The 19867-nt window shown below is 62.9% G+C and carries 5 protein-coding genes (1 of these 5 only partly in view); 1 reads left to right on the top strand and 4 read right to left on the bottom strand.

The window, feature by feature from the left end; translation table 11 throughout:
• The 4 genes from AC1RO5_RS25950 to AC1RO5_RS25965 form a co-directional block, all read right to left on the bottom strand.
• Positions 1–2970, bottom strand: the beginning of a protein-coding gene (locus AC1RO5_RS25950) for a non-ribosomal peptide synthase/polyketide synthase (protein ID WP_493178415.1). 10548 nt of this gene lie to the left of the window's left edge; only the first 2970 of its 13518 coding nucleotides appear in the window; it begins with the start codon at positions 2968–2970; the stop codon falls past the left edge of the window.
• Positions 2970–15350 carry a non-ribosomal peptide synthetase gene (locus AC1RO5_RS25955; RefSeq protein WP_493178416.1) on the bottom strand — a complete coding sequence of 4127 codons (12381 nt, stop codon included), beginning with the start codon at positions 15348–15350 and terminating at the stop codon, positions 2970–2972. The genes AC1RO5_RS25950 and AC1RO5_RS25955 overlap by 1 nt, the downstream gene beginning before the upstream one ends.
• Positions 15351–15669: 319 nt before the next feature.
• Positions 15670–16407 carry a thioesterase II family protein gene (locus tag AC1RO5_RS25960; protein WP_493178418.1) on the bottom strand — a complete coding sequence of 246 codons (738 nt, stop codon included), beginning with the start codon at positions 16405–16407 and terminating at the stop codon, positions 15670–15672.
• Between the two features lie 199 nt (positions 16408–16606).
• Complete coding sequence (locus AC1RO5_RS25965) at positions 16607–17788, bottom strand: MFS transporter (protein ID WP_493178419.1); 1182 nt, start codon at positions 17786–17788, stop codon at positions 16607–16609.
• A gap of 163 nt (positions 17789–17951) precedes the next feature.
• On the opposite strand from AC1RO5_RS25965, the gene AC1RO5_RS25970 reads away from it, so the two are divergent.
• A complete protein-coding gene (locus tag AC1RO5_RS25970; protein WP_493178420.1) occupies positions 17952–19775 on the top strand; it encodes a glycoside hydrolase family 15 protein in 1824 nt (607 codons plus the stop codon).
• Positions 19776–19867 lie beyond the last annotated feature (92 nt).

Here is a 19867-nt window from a genome sequence, read left to right on the forward strand (position 1 = left end):
CAGCAGGTGCGCCGGGACCATGAATTCCGGCAGGCATTCCTTGAGCCGCGCCTTGAGTTCATCGCGCAGACGCAGTTGATCGTCGGCGGCATCAAGGTCCAGTTGCGGCGCGACCACATAGGCCACCAGTTGCTGGCTGCCCAACGCTTCCTGCGCCAGCACCGCGACTTCGCGGACTGCTGGCTGCTCCAGCAGACGCGCTTCGATTTCACCCAGTTCGATGCGGAAACCGCGGATCTTCACTTGATGGTCGATGCGCCCCATGTATTCGAGCACGCCGTCGTGACGATGGCGCGCCAGGTCGCCGGTGCGGTACAGCCGCGCGCCGTTGCCGAACGGGTCGGGCAGGAAGCGCTCGGCGGTCATGGCCGCGCGGTGGTGATACCCACGGGCCAGGCCGTCGCCGCCGATCAGCAGTTCACCAATCGAGCCCGCCGGGTTCGGTGCCAGGTCATCGCCCAAAATGTACAGCGTGGTGTTGGCAATCGGTTTGCCGAGGTACGGCTGGCGCTGCTCGCGGGTCAGCTGCCAGGCCGCCGACCAGATGGTGGTTTCGGTCGGGCCATAAAGGTTCCAGACCTGCCCTGCCAGGCCGAGCATGCGCTGGGCCAGGTCATCGGCCAGCGCTTCGCCGCCGCAAAGGAATTTACAACCCTGGAGGGTGGGCGCCTGTTCGTGGTCGAGCAACATGCGCCAGGTCGACGGCGTGGCTTGCACCACCGTGACTTGCTGTTGCCGGATCATCTCCAGCAGCGCTTGCGGATCCTGGGCGGTGTGCTTGTCCACCAGCACCACACGGGCACCGCTGAGCAGCGGGCCGTAGATTTCCAGGCCGAAAATATCGAACGAGAACGTGGTCAGCGACAGCATGCGGTCCTGGGCTTCAATGCCCGGCTCCTTGACCATGCTCACCACGAAGTTCACCAGCGCCTGATGGCGCACCATCACCCCTTTGGGCTTGCCGGTGGAGCCGGAGGTGTAAATCGCATACGCCAGGTTTTCTCCGCTGATCGATACCTGCGGATCGGCTTCGCTGTAACAGCGGGCATGCTCACCTTGCGGGTCGAGCAACAGGGTCTGCACGCCGGCCGGAATCGGCAGTTGCCCGGTCAAATGCGCCTGGGTCAGCAGCAGTTGCAGACCGCTGTCCTCGATCATGTGCGCCAGACGGTCTTCAGGGTATTGCGGGTCCAGCGGCACGTAGGCACCGCCCGCCTTGAGAATCGCCAGAAGCCCGATCAGCATTTCCAGGCTACGGTCGATGGCGATACCGACCAATTGATCCGGGCCGACACCCAGTTCGATCAGCCGGTGCGCCAACTGGTTGGCCTGGCGATTGAGTTGTGCGTAGCTCAGAGACTGCCCTTCGAACACCAACGCCGTGGCCTCTGGCGTGCGCAGGGCCTGGGCCTCGATCAATTGATGGATGCAGCGGTCAGTCGGGTATTCGGCGGCGCTGCGGTTCCAGTCGACCAGCACCTGCTGTTGTTCGGTTTCGTCGAGCAGACCTAGTTCGCCTACACGCTGCTGCGGATCGGCAACGATGCTGCCCAACAGATTTTGCCAGTGCCGTGCCAGACGCTCGATGGTCGCACCGTCAAACAGGTCGGTGGCGTAGGTCAGTTGTGCACCGAGGCCCTCGGGGCCGTCGAAGGTTTCCAGGGTCAGATCGAATTGCGCGGTGCGCGATGGCTGATGCAAGTGGCGGATCGTCAGCGCTGACTCGCCCGTGCCCTGACGGCTCTGGCTGGCGCCGGTGCTCTGGTGGTTGTACATCACCTGGAACAGCGGGCTGTAGCTCAGGCTGCGTTCCGGCTGCAAGGCTTCGACCAGTTGTTCGAAAGGCAGGTCCTGATGCGCTTGGGCGGCCATCGCGATCTGTTTGACCTGCGCCAGCAGCGTGCTGAACGTGGCCTGAGCATCGAACTCGGTCTTAAGCACCTGGGTGTTGACGAAGAAGCCGATCAGCCGCTCGGTCTCGACCCGGTTACGGTTAGCGGTGGGCACGCCGACGCGGATGTCGGCCTGGCCACTGTAGCGATGCAACAAGGTCTGGAACGACGCCAGTAACAGCATGAACAGGGTGACGTTTTCGCTTTTGGCCAACGCCCTCAGGCGCTCGCCCAGTGCCGTCGGCAATGCCAGTTCATGACGGGCGCCACGCAGGCTCTGCACCGCCGGGCGCGGGAAATCGGTGGGCAATTCCAGCACCGGATGCTCGCTGCCCAAGTGCGCCTGCCAATACTCCAGCTGCCGCTCGCGCTCCCCGGCTTCCATCCAGTGCCGTTGCCAGATGCCATAGTCGGCGTACTGGATCGACAATGCCGGCAAAGCGAGTTGGTGGCCCTGGCGGTAAGCGCCATACAGTTGCAGCAATTCGTCGACCATGACCCGCATCGACGCGCCATCCGAGGCGATGTGGTGCTGAGTCAGGGTCAGCACGTGCTCCTGCGCGCCAAGGTGCAGCAGGCTGACGCGCAACAGCGGCCCGTTGACCAGGTCGAACGGCTGCCCGGTCTGTTCGGCGACGAACGCTTGAATCTGCGCCTCTGGCGGCAGGGCATCGGGGCTTTCATCCAGTTCATGCACGGCGACGGTCAGGTTCATGTGCGGATGAATCACCTGCACCGCTTGCTCATCCTGCTGCCGGAACGTCGTGCGCAGGCTTTGATGACGGGCAATCAGTGCATTAAAACCGTGTTCGAGCGCCGCTACGTCGAGCTCGCCCTGCAATTGCATGGCACTGGGGATGTTGTAGGCGGCGCTGTCGGGGTCCATCTGCCAGAGAAACCACTGGCGTTCCTGAGCAAAAGACAGCGGCACCGGATCGAACTGCGACTGTGTTTCGGGAATCGGCAGGTTCGCCGGCGAAACACCTTCCTCAAGCATCTTCTGCAGATAGACCCTGCGCTTGTCGAGCGGCAAAGTAATGAAGCGCCGGGCGATCTTCAAAGCGACATTGGTATCCATCAAGCTTCCTCCATTTCGTCAAGCAGGGCGTCCAGCTTGCTCAGTTTCAACGTATCGACCTGCTCACCTGCGGTTGCCAGACTGCTGACGAAATCCGTGAGTACGGGGTGTTGAAAAATCAGTTGTGGGGTCAGTTTCAGGCCCAGTTCCAGTTGCAGGCGTGAAACCACATTGACGGCCAGCAACGAGTGGCCGCCCAGTTCGAAAAAGTTATCCAGCAGGCCGACACGCTCGACTTGCAGTACGTGCTGCCAGATCGCCGCGACCTGCTGCTCGCGCTCGCTCTGCGGGGCGACATAACGCACCTGCAAATGACCGCCCTCCACCGTCGGCAACGCCTTGCGGTCGAGTTTGCCGTTGGGCGTCAGCGGCAATTTCTCGATAAAAAGCAGATGCGCCGGGACCATGAATTCCGGCAGGTTATCCCTGAGCCGTGCCTTGAGTTCATCGCGCAGGGACTGCTGATCGTCGGCGGCATCGAGGTCCAGTTGCGGCGCAACGACGTAGGCCACCAATTGCTGATTGCCCAGGGCTTCCTGCGCCAGCACCGCCACTTCGCGGACCGCTGGCTGCTCCAGCAGGCGCGCTTCGATTTCACCCAGTTCGATGCGGAAGCCGCGGATCTTCACCTGATGGTCGATTCGCCCTCGGTACTCGAGCACGCCATCGGCCTGATAACGGGTCAAATCGCCAGTGCGGTACAGGCGCTCGCCATTGCTGGCGAACGGGTTCGGCACGTATTTCTCGGCGGTCATGCCCGGTCGCCCCAGGTAACCCCGGGTGATGCCGGCACCGGCCAGATACAGCTCGGCCGACACGCCCACGGGCACCGCTTGCAGATCGGCGTCCAGCAAATAGCTGGCGGTGTGTTTGAGCGGTCGACCAATGTTCGCCGTGCCACCCGCCTGGCGGCGGGTCCAGGTGGAATAGGTGGTGTCTTCCGACGGGCCGTAGAGGTCGTAGACATGCTCAACGGTCGGCTGCCCGTAAAGCGCGTCGACCAGCGACTGCTTCAGCGGCTCACCGGCGAGGTTGATGATGCGCACGCCCGGCGGAATCTGCCCGGCACTGTGCAGCGCATTGATCGCCGACGGCACGCTGTTGATCAGGCGCACCTGATCGCGAGCCGGCAATTGCGACAACTCCATGGCGTTGCGGGCGATGATCAGCGAGCCGCCGTTGGCCAGGGTGACAAACAACTCCCACACCGACAGATCGAAACACACCGAGGTCGAGGCCAGCACACCCTGAATGTCGTCGCGGCTGTACACCGATTGCGACCAGTCGATCAGCGCCAACACGTTGCGATGGGCGATGGCCACGCCTTTGGGCTTGCCGGTGGAACCGGAGGTGTAGATCACATAAGCGAGGTTATCCGGCGTGACGCGGGTCACCGGTGCGCTGCTTGGGTAAGCGGTCAGCCATGGCTCGGCGCTGTCCATCAACAACACTTGTGTCTCGGCAGCGATGCTCAATGTTGCCGCAACGGCCTGCTCGGTCAGCAGCACCAAAGCGCGGCTGTCTTCGAGCATGTAGGCCACGCGGTCGGCTGGATAATCCGGGTCCAACGGCACATAAGCGCCACCGGCCTTCAGCACCGCCAGCAACGCCACCAGCAGGCTGTCGGAACGCTGCATCGCCACGCCGACCCGCACTTCCGGACCCACGCCCAATTCGATCAGCTTGTGGGCGAGTTGGTTGGCGCGGCTGTCGAGTTCGGCGTAAGTCAGTTGCTTGGTTGCGAAGGTCACCGCCAACGCGTCCGGCATGGCCGCGACCTGACGGTCGATCAACTGGTGAATGCACAGCTCCTGGGCGAAACTTTCATCGCTACGGTTCCAGTCCAGCAAGACTTGCTGCTGCTCGGTCTCATCCAGCAGCACCAAATCCCCGAGGCAGCGTTCACCGGCGACGATCATTTGGCTCAACAGGTGCTGCAGATGAGCCGCCAATCGCGTCACTGTCGTCGGCGCAAAACTGCCGCGCTGATAGCTGAAGTGCATCGACAGTTGCGTGTCGAGGCTAACCAGCAGGGTCAGCGGATAGTTGGTCTGCTCGCGACTGGCCACCGGACCAAAGCGCAAGCCTTGCGGGGCGCCCTGCTCCAGGGCCTGGGCAATCGGGTAGTTCTCGAACACCAGAATGTTGTCGAACAGCGCTTCACCGCCCTGCCCGGCCCAGCGCTGAATATCGAACAGCGCGGTGTGTTCAAACTCACGCAAGGCCAGGTTTTGCCCTTGCACCGCTTGCAGCCAACTCGTGAGCGATTGCTCGGCCCGAGGGCTGGCGATCACCGGCAAGGTGTTGATGAACAGCCCGATCTGTTGCTCGACACCGGGCAAGTCGGCCGGACGACCAGCGACCGTCGCGCCGAAGGCCACGGTGGTTTTGCCGGTGTAGCGTTGCAGCAACAGCAACCAGGCCGCCTGCACCAGCGTGTTGACCGTGACTTTCGCAGCCCGGGCAAACTCGCCCAGACGCAGGGTCAGATCAGTATCCAGCACCTGGAAGTGATCGCCGTAACCTTGGCTGTCGATAGACGCTTGAGGCTTCGCGACGGTCTGGGCCAGGCGCGTCGGCTCGTCCAGCGCGTGTAGCGTCGGGGTCCAGAACGCTTCGCTGGCCGCCGCGTCCTGGCGTTGCAGCCAGGCGATGTAATCGCGGTAACGTCCGCTGAGAGCGCCGTTGAACTGGCCGCTGTAACGCTGCAGCACTTCGCCGAGCAACTGCGAGTTGCTCCAGCCGTCCATCAGAATGTGATGGTTGGTGTAGATCAGGTGATGACGGTGGTCGTCGATGCGCGCAATCACCAACCGCAACAAGGTCGGTGCGTTCAAGTTGAGGTGTTGGCGTTCCGTGTCGGCAAACGTCTGCAAGGCCTGATCGCGCTGCGGATGGGCGCGTAAATCATGCAGGCTGTAAGGCATCTGCGCGTGCTTGCTGACCACCTGCACCGGGTTTTCCAGTTCGCCCTGCCAGACGAAGCGTGTGCGCAGAATGTCATGGGCATCCACCGCCGCTTGCCAGGCCTGATGGAAACTCTCGGGGTCTAGCCCTTCCACGTCCAGGCGAATCTGGTTGATGTAATCGCCGGTGGTTTCTTCGTACACGGCATGGAACAACATGCCCTGCTGCATTGGCGACAGCGGATACAGGTCTTCGATCGATTGCGGCGCCAGCGGCAAGCCGTCCAGTTGTGCCTGGCTCAAGCGCGCCAGCGGGAAGTCCGACGGGGTAACGCCGTGCTGTCCGGCCTGGCAGCAATGGGCGATCAGCGCTTGCAGTTCCAGTGCGTAATCGTCGGCCAGCGCTTGAATGGTCGCCTCATTGAACATTTCGCGGCTGAAGGTCCATCCCAGATTCAGTTCGCCGCCATACACCTGACCGTTGAGGGCCAACTGGTTAGCCAATGGCGCGTTGGCATCCAGCTCATCGCCAGCCGCGTCACTGCACGGTACGAACAAGGCGCCGTCGGCTTTGGTGAAGCTGCCGTCGAACTGGCCAAGATAATTGAAGGTCAGGCGCGGCACCGGCAATTGGCTGAGGACTTTGCGTGCAGCGTCATCCCCCAGATGGGCCAGCGCACCGAAACCGATGCCCTTGTTCGGGATCGCGCGCAGCTGTTCCTTGATCTGTTTCAGCGAGCCACCGAGGTCCGCGACCGGCGTCAGTTTTGCCGGGTACAGGCTGGTGAACCAGCCGACGGTGCGGGTCAGGTCAACGCCGTCGAACAGCTCTTCACGGCCATGGCCTTCGAGCTGGATCAACGCGCTGTCGGTCCCGGTCCAGCGCACCATGACGCGGGCCAGGGCGGTCAGCAGCAGGTCGTTGACCTGAGTGCGATACGCCGCCGGGGCGTCTTGCAGCAGTTGCCGGGTCAGTTCCTTGTTCAGTTGCGTGCGCACCGTCAGTGCATGCTTGTTCTGCTGCCCGCCCTCGGGATTATCCGCCGGCAACGCCACGTCGGCGCCGTGCAACTGGTGTTGCCACCAGACCAGTTCGCTGCGCAGTTCAGCACTGCGGGCGTAGGTTTTCAGGTGCTCGGCCCAGACCTTGGCCGCACTGGTTTTGGCTGGCAATTGCAGGATCTCGCCGCTCAGCAGCTGACGGTAAGCGGTTTGCAGATCGTCAAACAGAATCCGCCACGACACGCCGTCCACTACCAGATGGTGGATCGCCAGCAACAGGCGCTGAGTGCCGTCATCGAGGTTCGCCAGCACCGCGCGCAGCAGCGGCCCGTGTTGCAGGTTCAGGCTGCGTTGCGCTTCGTTGGCCACCGCTTCTAGTGCCGTGGCGTCGGCAACGTCGACCGCCCAGAGCAACGCCTCGGTCTGGCTGCCCGGCGCGCGGTATTGCGCCTGCCAGCCCTCGGCCTGTTCGACGAAGCTCAAGCGCAAGCCATCGTGGTGCGTAACCAGCGCGCCCAACGCCTGCTCAAGCAGCACAGCGTCGAGGATTTGTGTCGGCTTGAGCATCACCGCCTGGTTCCAGTGCTGACGCTCGGGGATGGCCTGTTCGAAGAACAGCCGTTGCACCGGCAACAACGCCAATTCGCCGGTCACCGGCCCTTGATCGATGACCTGAGCCGGCTCACCCAACCGCGCCACCGTGGCCAGTGCCTGGATGGTCTGGTGCTGGAACAGGTCTTTTGGCGTGAAGCGGATTCCGGCCTGACGGGCGCGGCTGACCACTTGGATCGAGATGATCGAATCGCCGCCCAGTTCGAAGAAGTTGTCGCTCAAGCCAACCTGATCGAGTTTCAGCACGTCCTGCCAGATCGTCGCCAGTTGCTGCTCCAGAGCGCTTTGCGGCGCCACATAAGCTTGCTGCAATTGGCTGACATCCGGCTTGGGCAGGTTCTTGCGGTCGAGTTTGCCGTTGGGGGTCAGCGGCAGGCGCTCAAGCAGCAGCAAATACGCCGGGACCATGTGCGCCGGCAGCGCGACTTTAAGTTGCTCGCGCAAGCTGTCGGCGAAATCAGCCCGTTCGGCATTGAGCGCATCGGCGACCACATAAGCCACCAGGCGCTTGCCGCTGCCGGCGGTGCCTTCCTGGGCAACCACCACCGCTTCGCGTACCCCGTCGAGGACTTGCAGGCGCGCTTCGATTTCCCCCAGTTCAATGCGGAAGCCGCGAATTTTCACCTGGTTATCGATGCGATCCAGGTAATCGAACGTGCCATCGACACGCTGCCGCACCAGGTCGCCGGTGCGGTACAGCAGGCCACCGACCGCGCTGAACGGATCGGCGACAAACCGCTCAGCCGTCAGGCCAGGACGGTTCAGGTAACCCCGGGCCAGGCCAGTGCCGCCCAGGTACAGTTCACCGGCCATGCCTTGGGGCAGCAGGTTCAGGTCGGCGTCCAGCACGTAAGCGCTGCGGTCACCGATGCGACTGCCGATCGGCGCGTAGGCCGCGCCACACTGCACGTCGCGCCCGGCCTTCCAGATCAGCGGCGTGACCACGGTTTCGGTCGGGCCGTAGCCGTTGATGATGTAGTCCGGATCGAGCGCACGCTTGACCCGCTCGAAACTGGCGTTGGGCACGGCATCGCCGCCGAAGCAGTAGATCCGCACCTTCGGCGGGTGGCCTTCACGCTCGGCGTGTTCGGCCAGTTGTTGCAGGTAGACCGGCGGGAACGCCACCACCGTCACGCCGTGTTCGCGCATGGCGTTGTAAGTCTGTTCCGGCGTCCACAGGCTGTCGTCGCGAATCAGCAGCGAAGCGCCGTGAGTCAGGCTTGTCAGCCAACGCTCATGGGCACCGTCGAAGGCGAAGGACATAAAGTGGAATTCGCAGTCGCTGTCACGCATTTCATAGCGTTCGCCGATGGCCTGGCAATGCATCGCCAGCGGGCCATGGGCGACGCTCACGCCTTTGGGGTTACCGGTGGAGCCGGAGGTGTAAATGACGTAAGCGAGGTTCTGCGGATCAAGCTGCACCTTGGGCGTAGTGAGGGATTGGCCGCGCAGATCGAGACGGTCGAGCTCCAGCACCGGGACCGAATCATCCACCGGCAACTGCGCAGAAACGGAAGAGTCGGTAAGCAACAACGCCAGCCCCGAATCCTCAATCAGATAAGCCAGACGCTCGCGCGGGTAGCTGGTGTCCACCGGCACGTAGGCACCGCCGGCCTTGAGCACCGCCAGCAGCGCGACGATCACCCCTTCGCTGCGCGGCAAGGCCACGCCGACCCGGCTTTCCGGGCCGACACCTCGTGCGATCAGGGCGTGGGCCAACTGATTAGCGCGTTGGTCGATGTCGCCATAGCTGAACCGCTGGCCAGCGAAGATCACCGCCGTGCGTTCCGGGCGCTGGGCGGCGAGTTCGGCGATGCGCTGGTGCACAGCGACACTCACCGGGTACGGCTGCGGCTGATTATTGGCCTGTTGCTGCGCCAGCTCGGCAGCGCTGGCCAGGGCGATTTCACCGAGGTTGCGTTCGGCCGACTCGGCGAACTGTTCCAGCAGTTGCAGCAGGTGCGCACTGATGCATTCGATCGCGGGCGTTGAGAAATGCGCCCGGTCGAAGCTGTAATGCAGCGCCAGGGTCTGGCCCAGCGTCACGGCAACGCTCAACGGATAATGGGTTTGCTCAAGGTTAGCGACGTCGCCGAACACCACGCCTTGCTCCGCGCCCTGTTGCAGCGCCTGGGCAATCGGGTAGTTCTCGAACACCAGAATGTTGTCGAACAGCGCTTCGCCACCCTGCCCGGCCCAGCGTTGAATGTCCGCCAACGGCGTGTGTTCGAACTCGCGCAGGCTGAGGTTTTGCGCCTGTACCGCTTGCAACCAGTGGCCAACGCCTTGGTCCGGACGCGGTGCGCCGATCACCGGCAAGGTGTTGATGAACAAGCCGACAGCTTGCTCAATGCCGGGCAAGTCTGCCGGACGCCCGGCCACCGTGGCGCCGAATGCCACGGTTTCGTGGCCAGTGTAGCGTTGCAGCAACAACAGCCACGCGGCTTGCACCAAGGTGTTGAGGGTGACTTTTTGTTGCCGGGCAAAGGCTTCAAGGCCTTGGGTGCGACTGACGTCCAGGGTCTGGAAGTGGTCGCCATGCCCGCTCAGGGTTTCGTTGCCGGACACCACCCGCGCCAGTCGGGTCGGCTCTTGCAGGGAGGCCAACGGCTCGCGCCAGAAGTCCTGGCTCAGTTGCGCATCCTGACGCTGCAACCAAGCGATGTAATCGCGATAGCGTCCGCCGGTAGCTATCGGCGGGCGACCGCTGTAACGCTGCAAGACTTCGCCGAGCAGCTGCGAGTTGCTCCAGCCGTCCATCAGGATGTGGTGATGGGTGTAAATCAGCTGCCAGCTATCGGCTGCGATTTGCACCAGCACCAGTCGCAGCAACGGCGCCTGACTCAGGTCGAATCCTTGTTGCCGTTCGGCATCGGCCAGTTCACTCAAGGCCTGAAGCTGATCGTCACGCTCACGCCAGTCGAGCACGGTGAACGGCAACTGCACCTGTTTGTGGACGATCTGCACCGGTTGCTCCAGTTCGCCCTGCCAGACAAAACCTGTGCGCAAGATGTCCTGGGCATCGACCGTGGCCTGCCAGGCCGCACGGAAACGCTCTGGCTCGATGCCTTGCACATCCACCCGCAGCTGATTGATGTACTCGCCCGCCGCCTGCTCGTACAGGGTGTGGAACAACAGCCCCTGTTGCATCGGCGACAGCGGATAGAGGTCGTCGAGTTGGCCGACGGCCACCGGCAGTGCATCGAGTTGCGCCTGGGTGATGCGCGCCAACGGGAAGTCCGACGGCGTGGCCTGTGGCACCTCAAGGGTGCAGCAATGCTCGATCAACCCGTTGAGTTCGACAGCGTATTGATCAACCAGCTGCTGGATGGTCACGGTGTCGAACATCTCGCGGCTGAAGCCCCAGCTCATCGACAGCTCGCCGCCGTACACCTGGCCTTCGACCGTCAGCCAGTTGGCCAACGGTGCCGACGGATCCTGTGCGGCGCCGCTGCCTTCGCTGGACGGCACAAACAACGCCGCTTCGTCGAACTGACGGTCGAACTGCCCCAGGTAGTTGAAGGTGATACGCGGTTGCGGCAAGGCCGCCAGTGCGGCGCCCATTTGCGGATCGGCCAGGTAGCGCAGCACGCCGTAGCCCAGACCTTTGTCCGGCACCGCGCGCAGTTGCTCCTTGACCGTTTTGATCGACACGCCGAGGTCGCCGGCCGGGCTCAGGTTGACCGGGAACAGACTGGTGAACCAGCCCACGGTGCGGGTCAAATCGATGTCGTCGAACAGGTCTTCGCGGCCATGCCCTTCGAGCTGAATCAGCGTGCTGCCCTGCCCGGTCCAGCGGCACACGGCCCGCGCCAGCGCGGTCAGCAGCAGATCATTGACCTGGGTCCGATAAGCCGCCGGCGCCTGTTGCAGCAGTTTGCGGGTTTGTTCGGTGTCGAAGGTCAGTTCGACTTTCTGCTCGAAACGGTTTTGCAGTGCGCCGTCAGGGCGGTCGCACGGCAAGTCGTTTTGCGCTGCATCGCGCAGTTGCGCCTGCCAATAATCGACGCTGTGCTGGAACGTCGGCAGGTGGCTTTGCAGACGCGCCACCCAGCGCTGGTATGAACTGGTTTTCGTCGCCGTCGTCAGCGTCGAGCCGTCGCGTGCCTGGCGATAGAACTGCTGCAGATCTTCCAGCAATACCCGCCATGAAACACCGTCCACCGCCAAGTGGTGAATCACCAGCAGCAGCCGCTGAGTGCCATCGGCCATCTGCACCGACAACCCTCGCAGCAACGGGCCGTTGCTCAGATCAAGACTGCGCTGGGCTTCGTCGCACAACGCATTCAGCTCTTCGAGCGATTGCGCCGAGCGTTGCCACAACACCGACTCACCGGACATTGCGCCATAGGCCTGCTGCCAACCGGCATCGGTCTGTTCATAACGCAGACGCAAACCGTCGTGATGCGTGAGCAACTGCGCCAACGCTTGATCCAGCGCCCCGGCATCCAGCGTTTCGCGCGGCACCAGCAGTAGCGACTGGTTCCAGTGTTGGCGTTCAGGAATGGCTTGCTCGAAGAACCAGTGCTGCACCGGCGTCAGGGCCACCGCGCCAACAGCCGGACCTTGATCGATCAGGTTCTGCTCGCCGCTGCGGGCCACTTGCGCCAGGCTGCGGATGGTCTGGTGCTGGAACAGGTCTTTGGGGCTCAACACGATGCCCGCCTGACGCGCGCGGCTGACCACTTGCATCGACACAATGGAGTCGCCGCCCAGCTCAAAGAAGTTGTCTTCCAGGCCGACGCTGTCGATGGCCAGGACGTCCTGCCAGATCGCCGCCAGGGACTTTTCCAGAGCCGTGCGTGGCGCCACGTGTTCACGTTGCTGCTGGGTGCCGTCGACCGCAGGCAAGGCCTTGCGGTCGAGCTTGCCGTTGGGGGTCAACGGCAATTGTTCGAGGAACAGCAGATACGCCGGGACCATGTAGTCCGGCAAATGTTGGCGCAGCGCAGCTTTCAGGGTTTCGCGCAGGTTCGCTTGAGCATCGGCATCGTCCGCCAACACCGCGGCATCGGTCGGCACGATGTAGGCGACCAGTTGCTGACCGCTAACGCCATCCTGGGCCAGCACCGCCAGTTCGCGTACCGCGTCCTGCTGCAACAGCCGAGCTTCGATTTCACCCAGTTCGATCCGGAAGCCACGAACCTTGACCTGATGGTCGATGCGACCGACGTATTGCAGCGCGCCGTCGACCTGATAGCGGGTCAAATCACCGGTGCGGTACAGGCGCTCGCCATTGCTGGCAAACGGGTTCGGCACGTACTTCTCGGCGGTCATGCCCGGTCGCGCCAGGTAACCCCGGGTGATGCCCGCGCCGGCCAGGTACAGCTCGGCCGATACGCCCTGCGGCACCGTTTGCAGATCGGCATCCAGCAAATAGCTGGCGGTGTGTTTGAGCGGTCGGCCGATGTTGGCGCTGCCGCCGGCCTGGCGGCGAGTCCAGGTGGAATAGGTAGTGTCCTCCGATGGACCGTAGAGGTCGTAGACGTGCTCGATGGTCGGCTGCTGATACAACGCCTCCACCAGGCTCTGCTTCAGCGGCTCACCGGCGAGGTTGATGATGCGCACGCCCGGCGGGATCTGCCCGGCACTGTGCAGCGCATTGATCGCCGACGGCACGCTGTTGATCAGGCGCACCTGATCGCGGGCCGGCAGTTGCGGCAGCTCCAGGGCGTTGCGGGCGATGATCACTGAACCGCCGTTGGCCAGGGTGACAAACAACTCCCACACCGACAGATCGAAACACACCGAGGTCGAGGCCAGCACACCCTGAATGTCGTCGCGGCTGTACACCGATTGCGACCAGTCGATCAGCGCCAGCACGTTGCGATGGGCGATGGCCACGCCTTTGGGCTTGCCGGTGGAACCGGAGGTGTAGATCACATAGGCGAGGTTATCCGGCGTGACGCGGGTCACCGGAGCGCTGCTTGGGTAAGCGGCCAGCCATGGCTCGGCGCTGTCCATCAACAGCACTTGTGTCTCGGCAGTGACGTTCAATGTTGCCGCGACAGCCTGCTCGGTCAGCAGCACCAAAGCGCGGCTGTCTTCGAGCATGTAGGCCACGCGGTCGGCCGGGTAATCCGGGTCCAGCGGCACATAGGCGCCGCCGGCCTTGAGTACCGCGAGCAACGCCACCAACAGACTGTCGGAACGCTGCATCGCCACGCCGACCCGCACTTCCGGGCCCACGCCCAACTCGATCAGCTTGTGGGCGAGTTGGGTGGCGCGGCTGTCGAGTTCAGCGTAAGTCAGCTGTTTCTCAGAGAAGGTCACCGCCAACGCGTCTGGCATGGCCGCGACCTGCCTGGCGATCAGCTCATGGATGCACAGATCATCGGCGAAACCTTCGTCAGCGCGGTTCCAGTCATGGACGATGCGCTGGTATTCCTCGGTTTCAAGCAACGGCAAATCGCTGATGCGCTGCTGGCTGTCGCTGACCATGCCGTGCAGCAAATGAGTCCAGTGCCGTGCCATGCGGGCGATGGTCGGCGCATCGAACAGGTCGTTGGCATAGGTCAGCGCGGCGTGCAGTGTGCCGGCCTTTTCATAGGTGTCCAGGGTCAGGTCGAACTGGGTGGTGCGCCCTTCCCATTCGATCACGCCCAGTTCCAGGCCCGAGGCGGTGGTCACCGTGGAAATGTCCGCCACCTGCGGCTGATGGTTGTACATCACCTGGAACAACGGCGTGTGGCTGAGGCTGCGCTCCAGTTTCAACGCTTCCACCAACCGCTCGAACGGCAAGTCCTGATGGGCCTGGGCGCCGAGGGCGGTTTCCTTGATGTCACTGAGCAAATCGGCGACGCGGGTCTGGCCATCGAGGCGGGTGCGCAGCACTTGGGTGTTGACGAAGAAACCGATCAGGCCTTCGATTTCGCCGCGATTGCGGTTGGCGATCGGCACGCCGACGCGAATGTCGGTCTGCCCGGTGTAGCGGTGCAGCAACGCGTTGAACGCGCCGAGCAACAGCATGAACAAGGTGATGTTGTGTTTCTGCGCGGTGGCTCGCAGTTGCTCGGCCAGTTGGCCGTCGACGCCGAACTCATAACGCGTGCCGCGATAGCTGGGCATCGCCGGGCGCGGGTGATCGGTGGGCAGTTCCAGCACCGGATGCTCGAAGCCCAATTGGGCTTGCCAGTATTCCAGCTGCCGCGCCTGCTCCCCGGCTTCCAGCCAGCGGCGTTGCCACAAGGCATAGTCGCTGTACTGAATCGGCAACGGCGCGAGCTGCGGTTGCGCGCCGGCATCATGGGCGTCGTAGCAGCGGATGAACTCGTCGATCAACACGTTCATCGACCAACCATCAGAAACGATGTGGTGCAGAGTCAGCAGCAGCACGTGTTCGTGCTCGGCGAGCTTGAGCAGCTTGACCCGCAGCAGCGGCCCGACGGCCAAATCGAACGGCAGCAACGATTGCTGCTGGGCGGCCTCGGCCACGGCCTGTTCGCGCTCAAGGGTTGGCAACGCGCTGAAATCGACCTGCTCGATCACCAGCGGCGCACGGGTCGGCGCTTGTTGCAGGGTCTCGTCGGTCTGACACTGGAACACCGTGCGCAGGGTTTCATGACGCGCCACCAGGCTGGCGAACGCCTGCTCCAGGGCCGGCAGGTTCAGTTGCCCGGTCAGGCGCACCGCGCCCGGCAAGTTGTAGGCGCCGCCGTGCGGGTCCAGCTGCCAGAGAAACCACATACGTTGCTGGGCGTAGGACAGCGCTTGCCGATCCTCGGCCTCGACGCCTTGCGGAATCGGAAAACGGGCGAAGTCCACGCCCTCCTTGTGCAAGGCCGCAAGGAACATCTGGCGCTTTTCCAGGGGCAACCCGATAAACCGGCGAGCAAGTTTCAAGGAGTCTTCAGCATTCATTTCTTAGCATCCGGATCAGTAGGCAGGAAGCACAAAGGCACGTCGTCCCTATGAAACGAATGCAGACCGGAAAAATTAGCGTTTGAGAACAAGTATCAGGAAGGGAGGTCGAAGCGGCTGGAATCGGCGGTGTAACGAAGAAATGAAGGCCGGACACAGACCTGTGGCGAGGGAGCTTGCTCCCGCTCGGCTGCGCAGCAGTCGTAAACCGGCGAATGCGGTATTCCTGACACAGCGAGGTCGCAGGTTTTAGGGTCGCTTCGCAACCCAGCGGGAGCAAGCTCCCTCGCCACAGAGATCACCAAACTGAAGCATCGTGTTAACTGACAGCCGCCAAGGCATGCCGCCGATGATGCCCCCCCAGCTGATCCTTGATCAGCCGCAGCACCTTGGCTTCGTGTTCATGAATGAAGAAGTGCCCACCGGCCAGCATGTCCACCGAAAAGCTGCCGTGGGTTTCCCTGCTCCAGCCGATCAACTGTTCGGTAGTGGCCTTGTCGGCCTTGCCACCCAGCACATGCACCGGGCACTTGAGCAATGGCCGCTGTACCGGCTGAAAACGTCCGCACAGCAGAAAGTCCGCGCGCAGAATCGGCAGCGTCAGGCTCATCAGCTCTTCATTGGCCAGCACCTCTTCACTGGTGCCATTGAGCGTTCGTAGTTGCTCGATCAGCTGCGCATCGGTTTTCGGCTCGGCAAAGCCGCGGTCGTAATCGGCCCGCATCGTCGGCGCCGCCGTTCCCGAGGCAAACAGCGCCACCGGTTCCGGGCAACCCAACACACGAAAGGCGTGGGCCAGCTCGCACGCGAGCAAGGCGCCCAGACTATGACCAAACAAGGCGTAAGGCGCCTTGAGCGTCGAACGCAATTCCCTGGCCAATTGCATCGCCAACGCGCGCATGTCGGTGTGCAGCGGTTCACCGAACCGTGCGCCCCGTCCCGGTAGCTCCACCGGCTGCAACTGCAGCCACTGCGGCAACTTGCGCCGCCAGCGGCTGTAGACCATGGCACTGGCGCCAGAATACGGCAGACACAGCAGGGTCAACTCGGTCACCACGTTTACCTCAAAAAGTCGTCTGTAAGGGAGGACGGTCCGCAAGCGGTACAAATTAGTCAGTGCCGGTTAAATTTCCGCTGCAGGTGCTCGTTACCTGTGGGAGCGTGCGATGCGGCGATCCGACTTGCCCGCGATGAACGATGACGCGCAATACCTGAAAAAACGCAGTCGCGGGCAAGCCTGCTCCCACCGTCAATCTTCATTTCAAATGACGGAAGCTCTGCACCGCCGCCCCCAACACCACGGCATCTGCGGCAATCGACACCCAGAATCCGCTGCGCGCCCCGAACGCATCCACCAGCCAGCCGGAACTGGCCGCGCCGAGAGCCACGCCGATGCTCAAACCGGTGACCAGCCAGGTCAGTCCCTCGGTGAGCCTGGCCGGCGGCACGATGCGTTCCACTAGCGCCATCGCCACAATCAGGGTCGGAGCAAAGAACAACCCGGCGACGAACACCGCCAGCGACAAGCCGACAATATTCGCCGCCAACAGCAACGGCAACGTGGTCACCGCCGTCGCCACCCCGCCGTAGAGAAACAGTAACGGCAGCGGCAGTTTCGAGCGCAACGCGCCGAACGCCAACCCGGCCAGACATGATCCGATGGCATACACCGACAGCACAATACTCGCCGCCGCCGGTTGCCCCTGCTGCGCGGCGAAAGCGACGCTGACCACATCCACCACACCGACGATGGTGCCCATGTCGACCATCAACAGCATCAACAGCATCAACAACTGGATTTCGCTCAAGCGGATGATCGAACCCTGATGGTGTTCTTCATGGGGATGCACCGGTGGCTCGGTGCCGCGCTGCAACACAAGCGCCGTGACCCCGATCGCCAGCATCAGCAACGCCGCCAACGGCCCCGCCTCCGGGAACACCACCACGCACAACCCCACCGACAACGGCGGCCCGACAATAAAACACACCTCGTCCAGCACCGATTCCAGCGCATACGCGGTTTGCAACTCAGGGCGACCGCGATACAACTCGGTCCAGCGCGCCCGCACCATCGCCGACATGCTCGGCATGCAACCGGCCAGCGCAGCGAACGCAAACAACGTCCAGTGCGGCGCCTGCAAGCGGGTGCAGAGCAACAGCATCAACAGCGCCCCGCCGCCGACCAGCGCCGACACCGGCAAAATCCGGCCTTGCCCAAATCGGTCCACCAGTCGCGAAACCTGCGGCGCACAAAACGCCGTGGCCAGGGCAAAGGTCGCCGCGATGGAGCCCGCCAGGCCGTAACCACCCTGGAGCTGCGAGAGCATGGTGATCAGGCCGATGCCGGTCATGGAAATCGGCATGCGCGCGATCATCCCGGCCAGCACAAAGGCGCGTGCGCCTGGGGCGTGGAACAGCTCGCGGTAGGGGTTTGCCATGGGATCGGGCCTCAACAAGGGCCTGCAACTTGCCACAAACGTCGGCCTGCGGGAAAGCGTCGAATTGTTGCTTGAGTGTGAACGCCGGTTCGTCGCCAAATGAACTCTCTGCGGCTTAAACCAGTCAGCTGGATAGGCCCTCGGTTCCCGGAGTTCTGCAGCAATGGCTGATCATTCCGAACGACAAAGCGCGATCGACGCCCACGGCATCATTGGCGACATGTGCAGCGCGGCGCTGATCAACGACAAGGGCAGCGTGGACTTTTTCTGCTGGCCGGAATTCGACAGTCCGTCGATCTTCTGCTCGCTGCTGGATACCCCCGCTGCCGGCATTTTCCAACTGGCCCCGGACCTGCCCGACGCCCGCCGCGAGCAGATTTACCTGCCCGACACCAACGTCTTGCAAACCCGCTGGCTGAGCGATAACGCGGTGGTCGAAGTCATCGACCTGCTGCCGATCGGCGACAGCGAGGATGATTTGCCGATGTTGATGCGCCGGGTGCGCGTGGTCAGCGGTCAAGCGACGATACAGATGTTCTGCAACCTGCGTCATGACTACGGGCGGGCTCACACCAAGGCCCGGGTGCGTGGTCGGAATGTGTATTTCGAGGCCTCCGGTCAACCGCCCATGCAGCTGTGTTCGGATCAGCCCTTGCGCGTCGAAGGCAATGCAGCGATTGCCGAATTCACCCTCGAACAGGGCCAGAGCGCCGAATTTCTGCTCGGCGGCGTTGACGATCCGCGCTTCAAGGAAGGCGCCGCCGCACTGTGCCTGGAGCGTACCCTGAAGTTCTGGCGCGACTGGATCGGCCAGTCCAATTACCGGGGTCGCTGGCGGGAAATGGTCAGCCGTTCGGCCCTGGCGCTGAAGCTGCTGACCTCGCGCAAACACGGCGCGATCCTCGCAGCCGCCACCTTCGGCCTGCCGGAAACACCCGGCGGCACACGTAACTGGGACTACCGCTATACCTGGATCCGCGACGCCTCATTCACCGTCTACGCCTTCATGCGCCTGGGCTTCGTCGAAGAAGCCAACGCCTACATGCGCTGGCTGCGCGGCAGGGTCAGCGATTGCCGTGGCAAGCCGATGAAACTCAATATTCTGTATGCCATTGATGGCCGCCAGGAACTGCCGGAAGTCGAACTTGCGCACCTGTCCGGCCATGGCGGCGCGACGCCGGTGCGCATCGGCAATCAGGCCTACGATCAAATCCAGCTCGACATCTTCGGCGAGCTGATGGACGCGGTGTACCTGGTCAACAAATACGGTGAAGCGATTTCCCATGAAGGCTGGAAACACACCGTGGAAGTGGTCGATCAGGTCTGCGAAACCTGGCAGCAAAAGGACGTTGGCATCTGGGAAATGCGCGGCGAGCAGCATGATTTCCTGCACTCGCGACTGATGTGCTGGGTGGCGCTGGATCGGGCCATCCGGCTGGCCTCCAAACGCTCGCTGCCCGCCCCGTTTGTCCGTTGGGACCAGACTCGTCAAGCGATCTACGCCGACATCTGGAGCAACTTCTGGAATGAAGAGCGCGGGCATTTCGTCCAGCACATCGGCGGCACCGGCCTCGACGGCTCGATGCTGCTGATGCCGCTGGTGCGCTTCGTCAGTGCCAAGGATCCACGCTGGATCGCAACCCTTGAAGCCATCGAGAAAACCCTGGTGCGCACGGGCATGGTCTACCGCTACCGCAACGACGACAGCCAGATCGACGGCCTGCCCTGCACCGAAGGCGCCTTCGCCGCCTGCTCGTTCTGGTACGTCGAATGCCTGGCCCGCGCCGGCCAGATAGAAAAGGCGCACCTGGAGTTCGAACAATTGATGCGGTACGCCAACCCTCTGGGGCTGTACGCCGAAGAACTCGACAGCCACGCCCGACACCTGGGCAACACACCGCAAGCACTGACCCATCTGGCGCTGATCAGCGCGGCGAGCTTTCTGGATCGGAAGTTGAGTGGGGAGAAGAACTTCTGGCAGCCTTGAGGCTAGGCGCCGGCTTCGCTGTAGGAGCGAGGCTTGCCCGCGAAGGCGTCGTGTCATTCAACATTGATATCGACTGACACTACGCCTTCGCG

The sequence above is a fragment of the Pseudomonas sp. GW822-FHT02G04 genome (assembly GCF_058802085.1).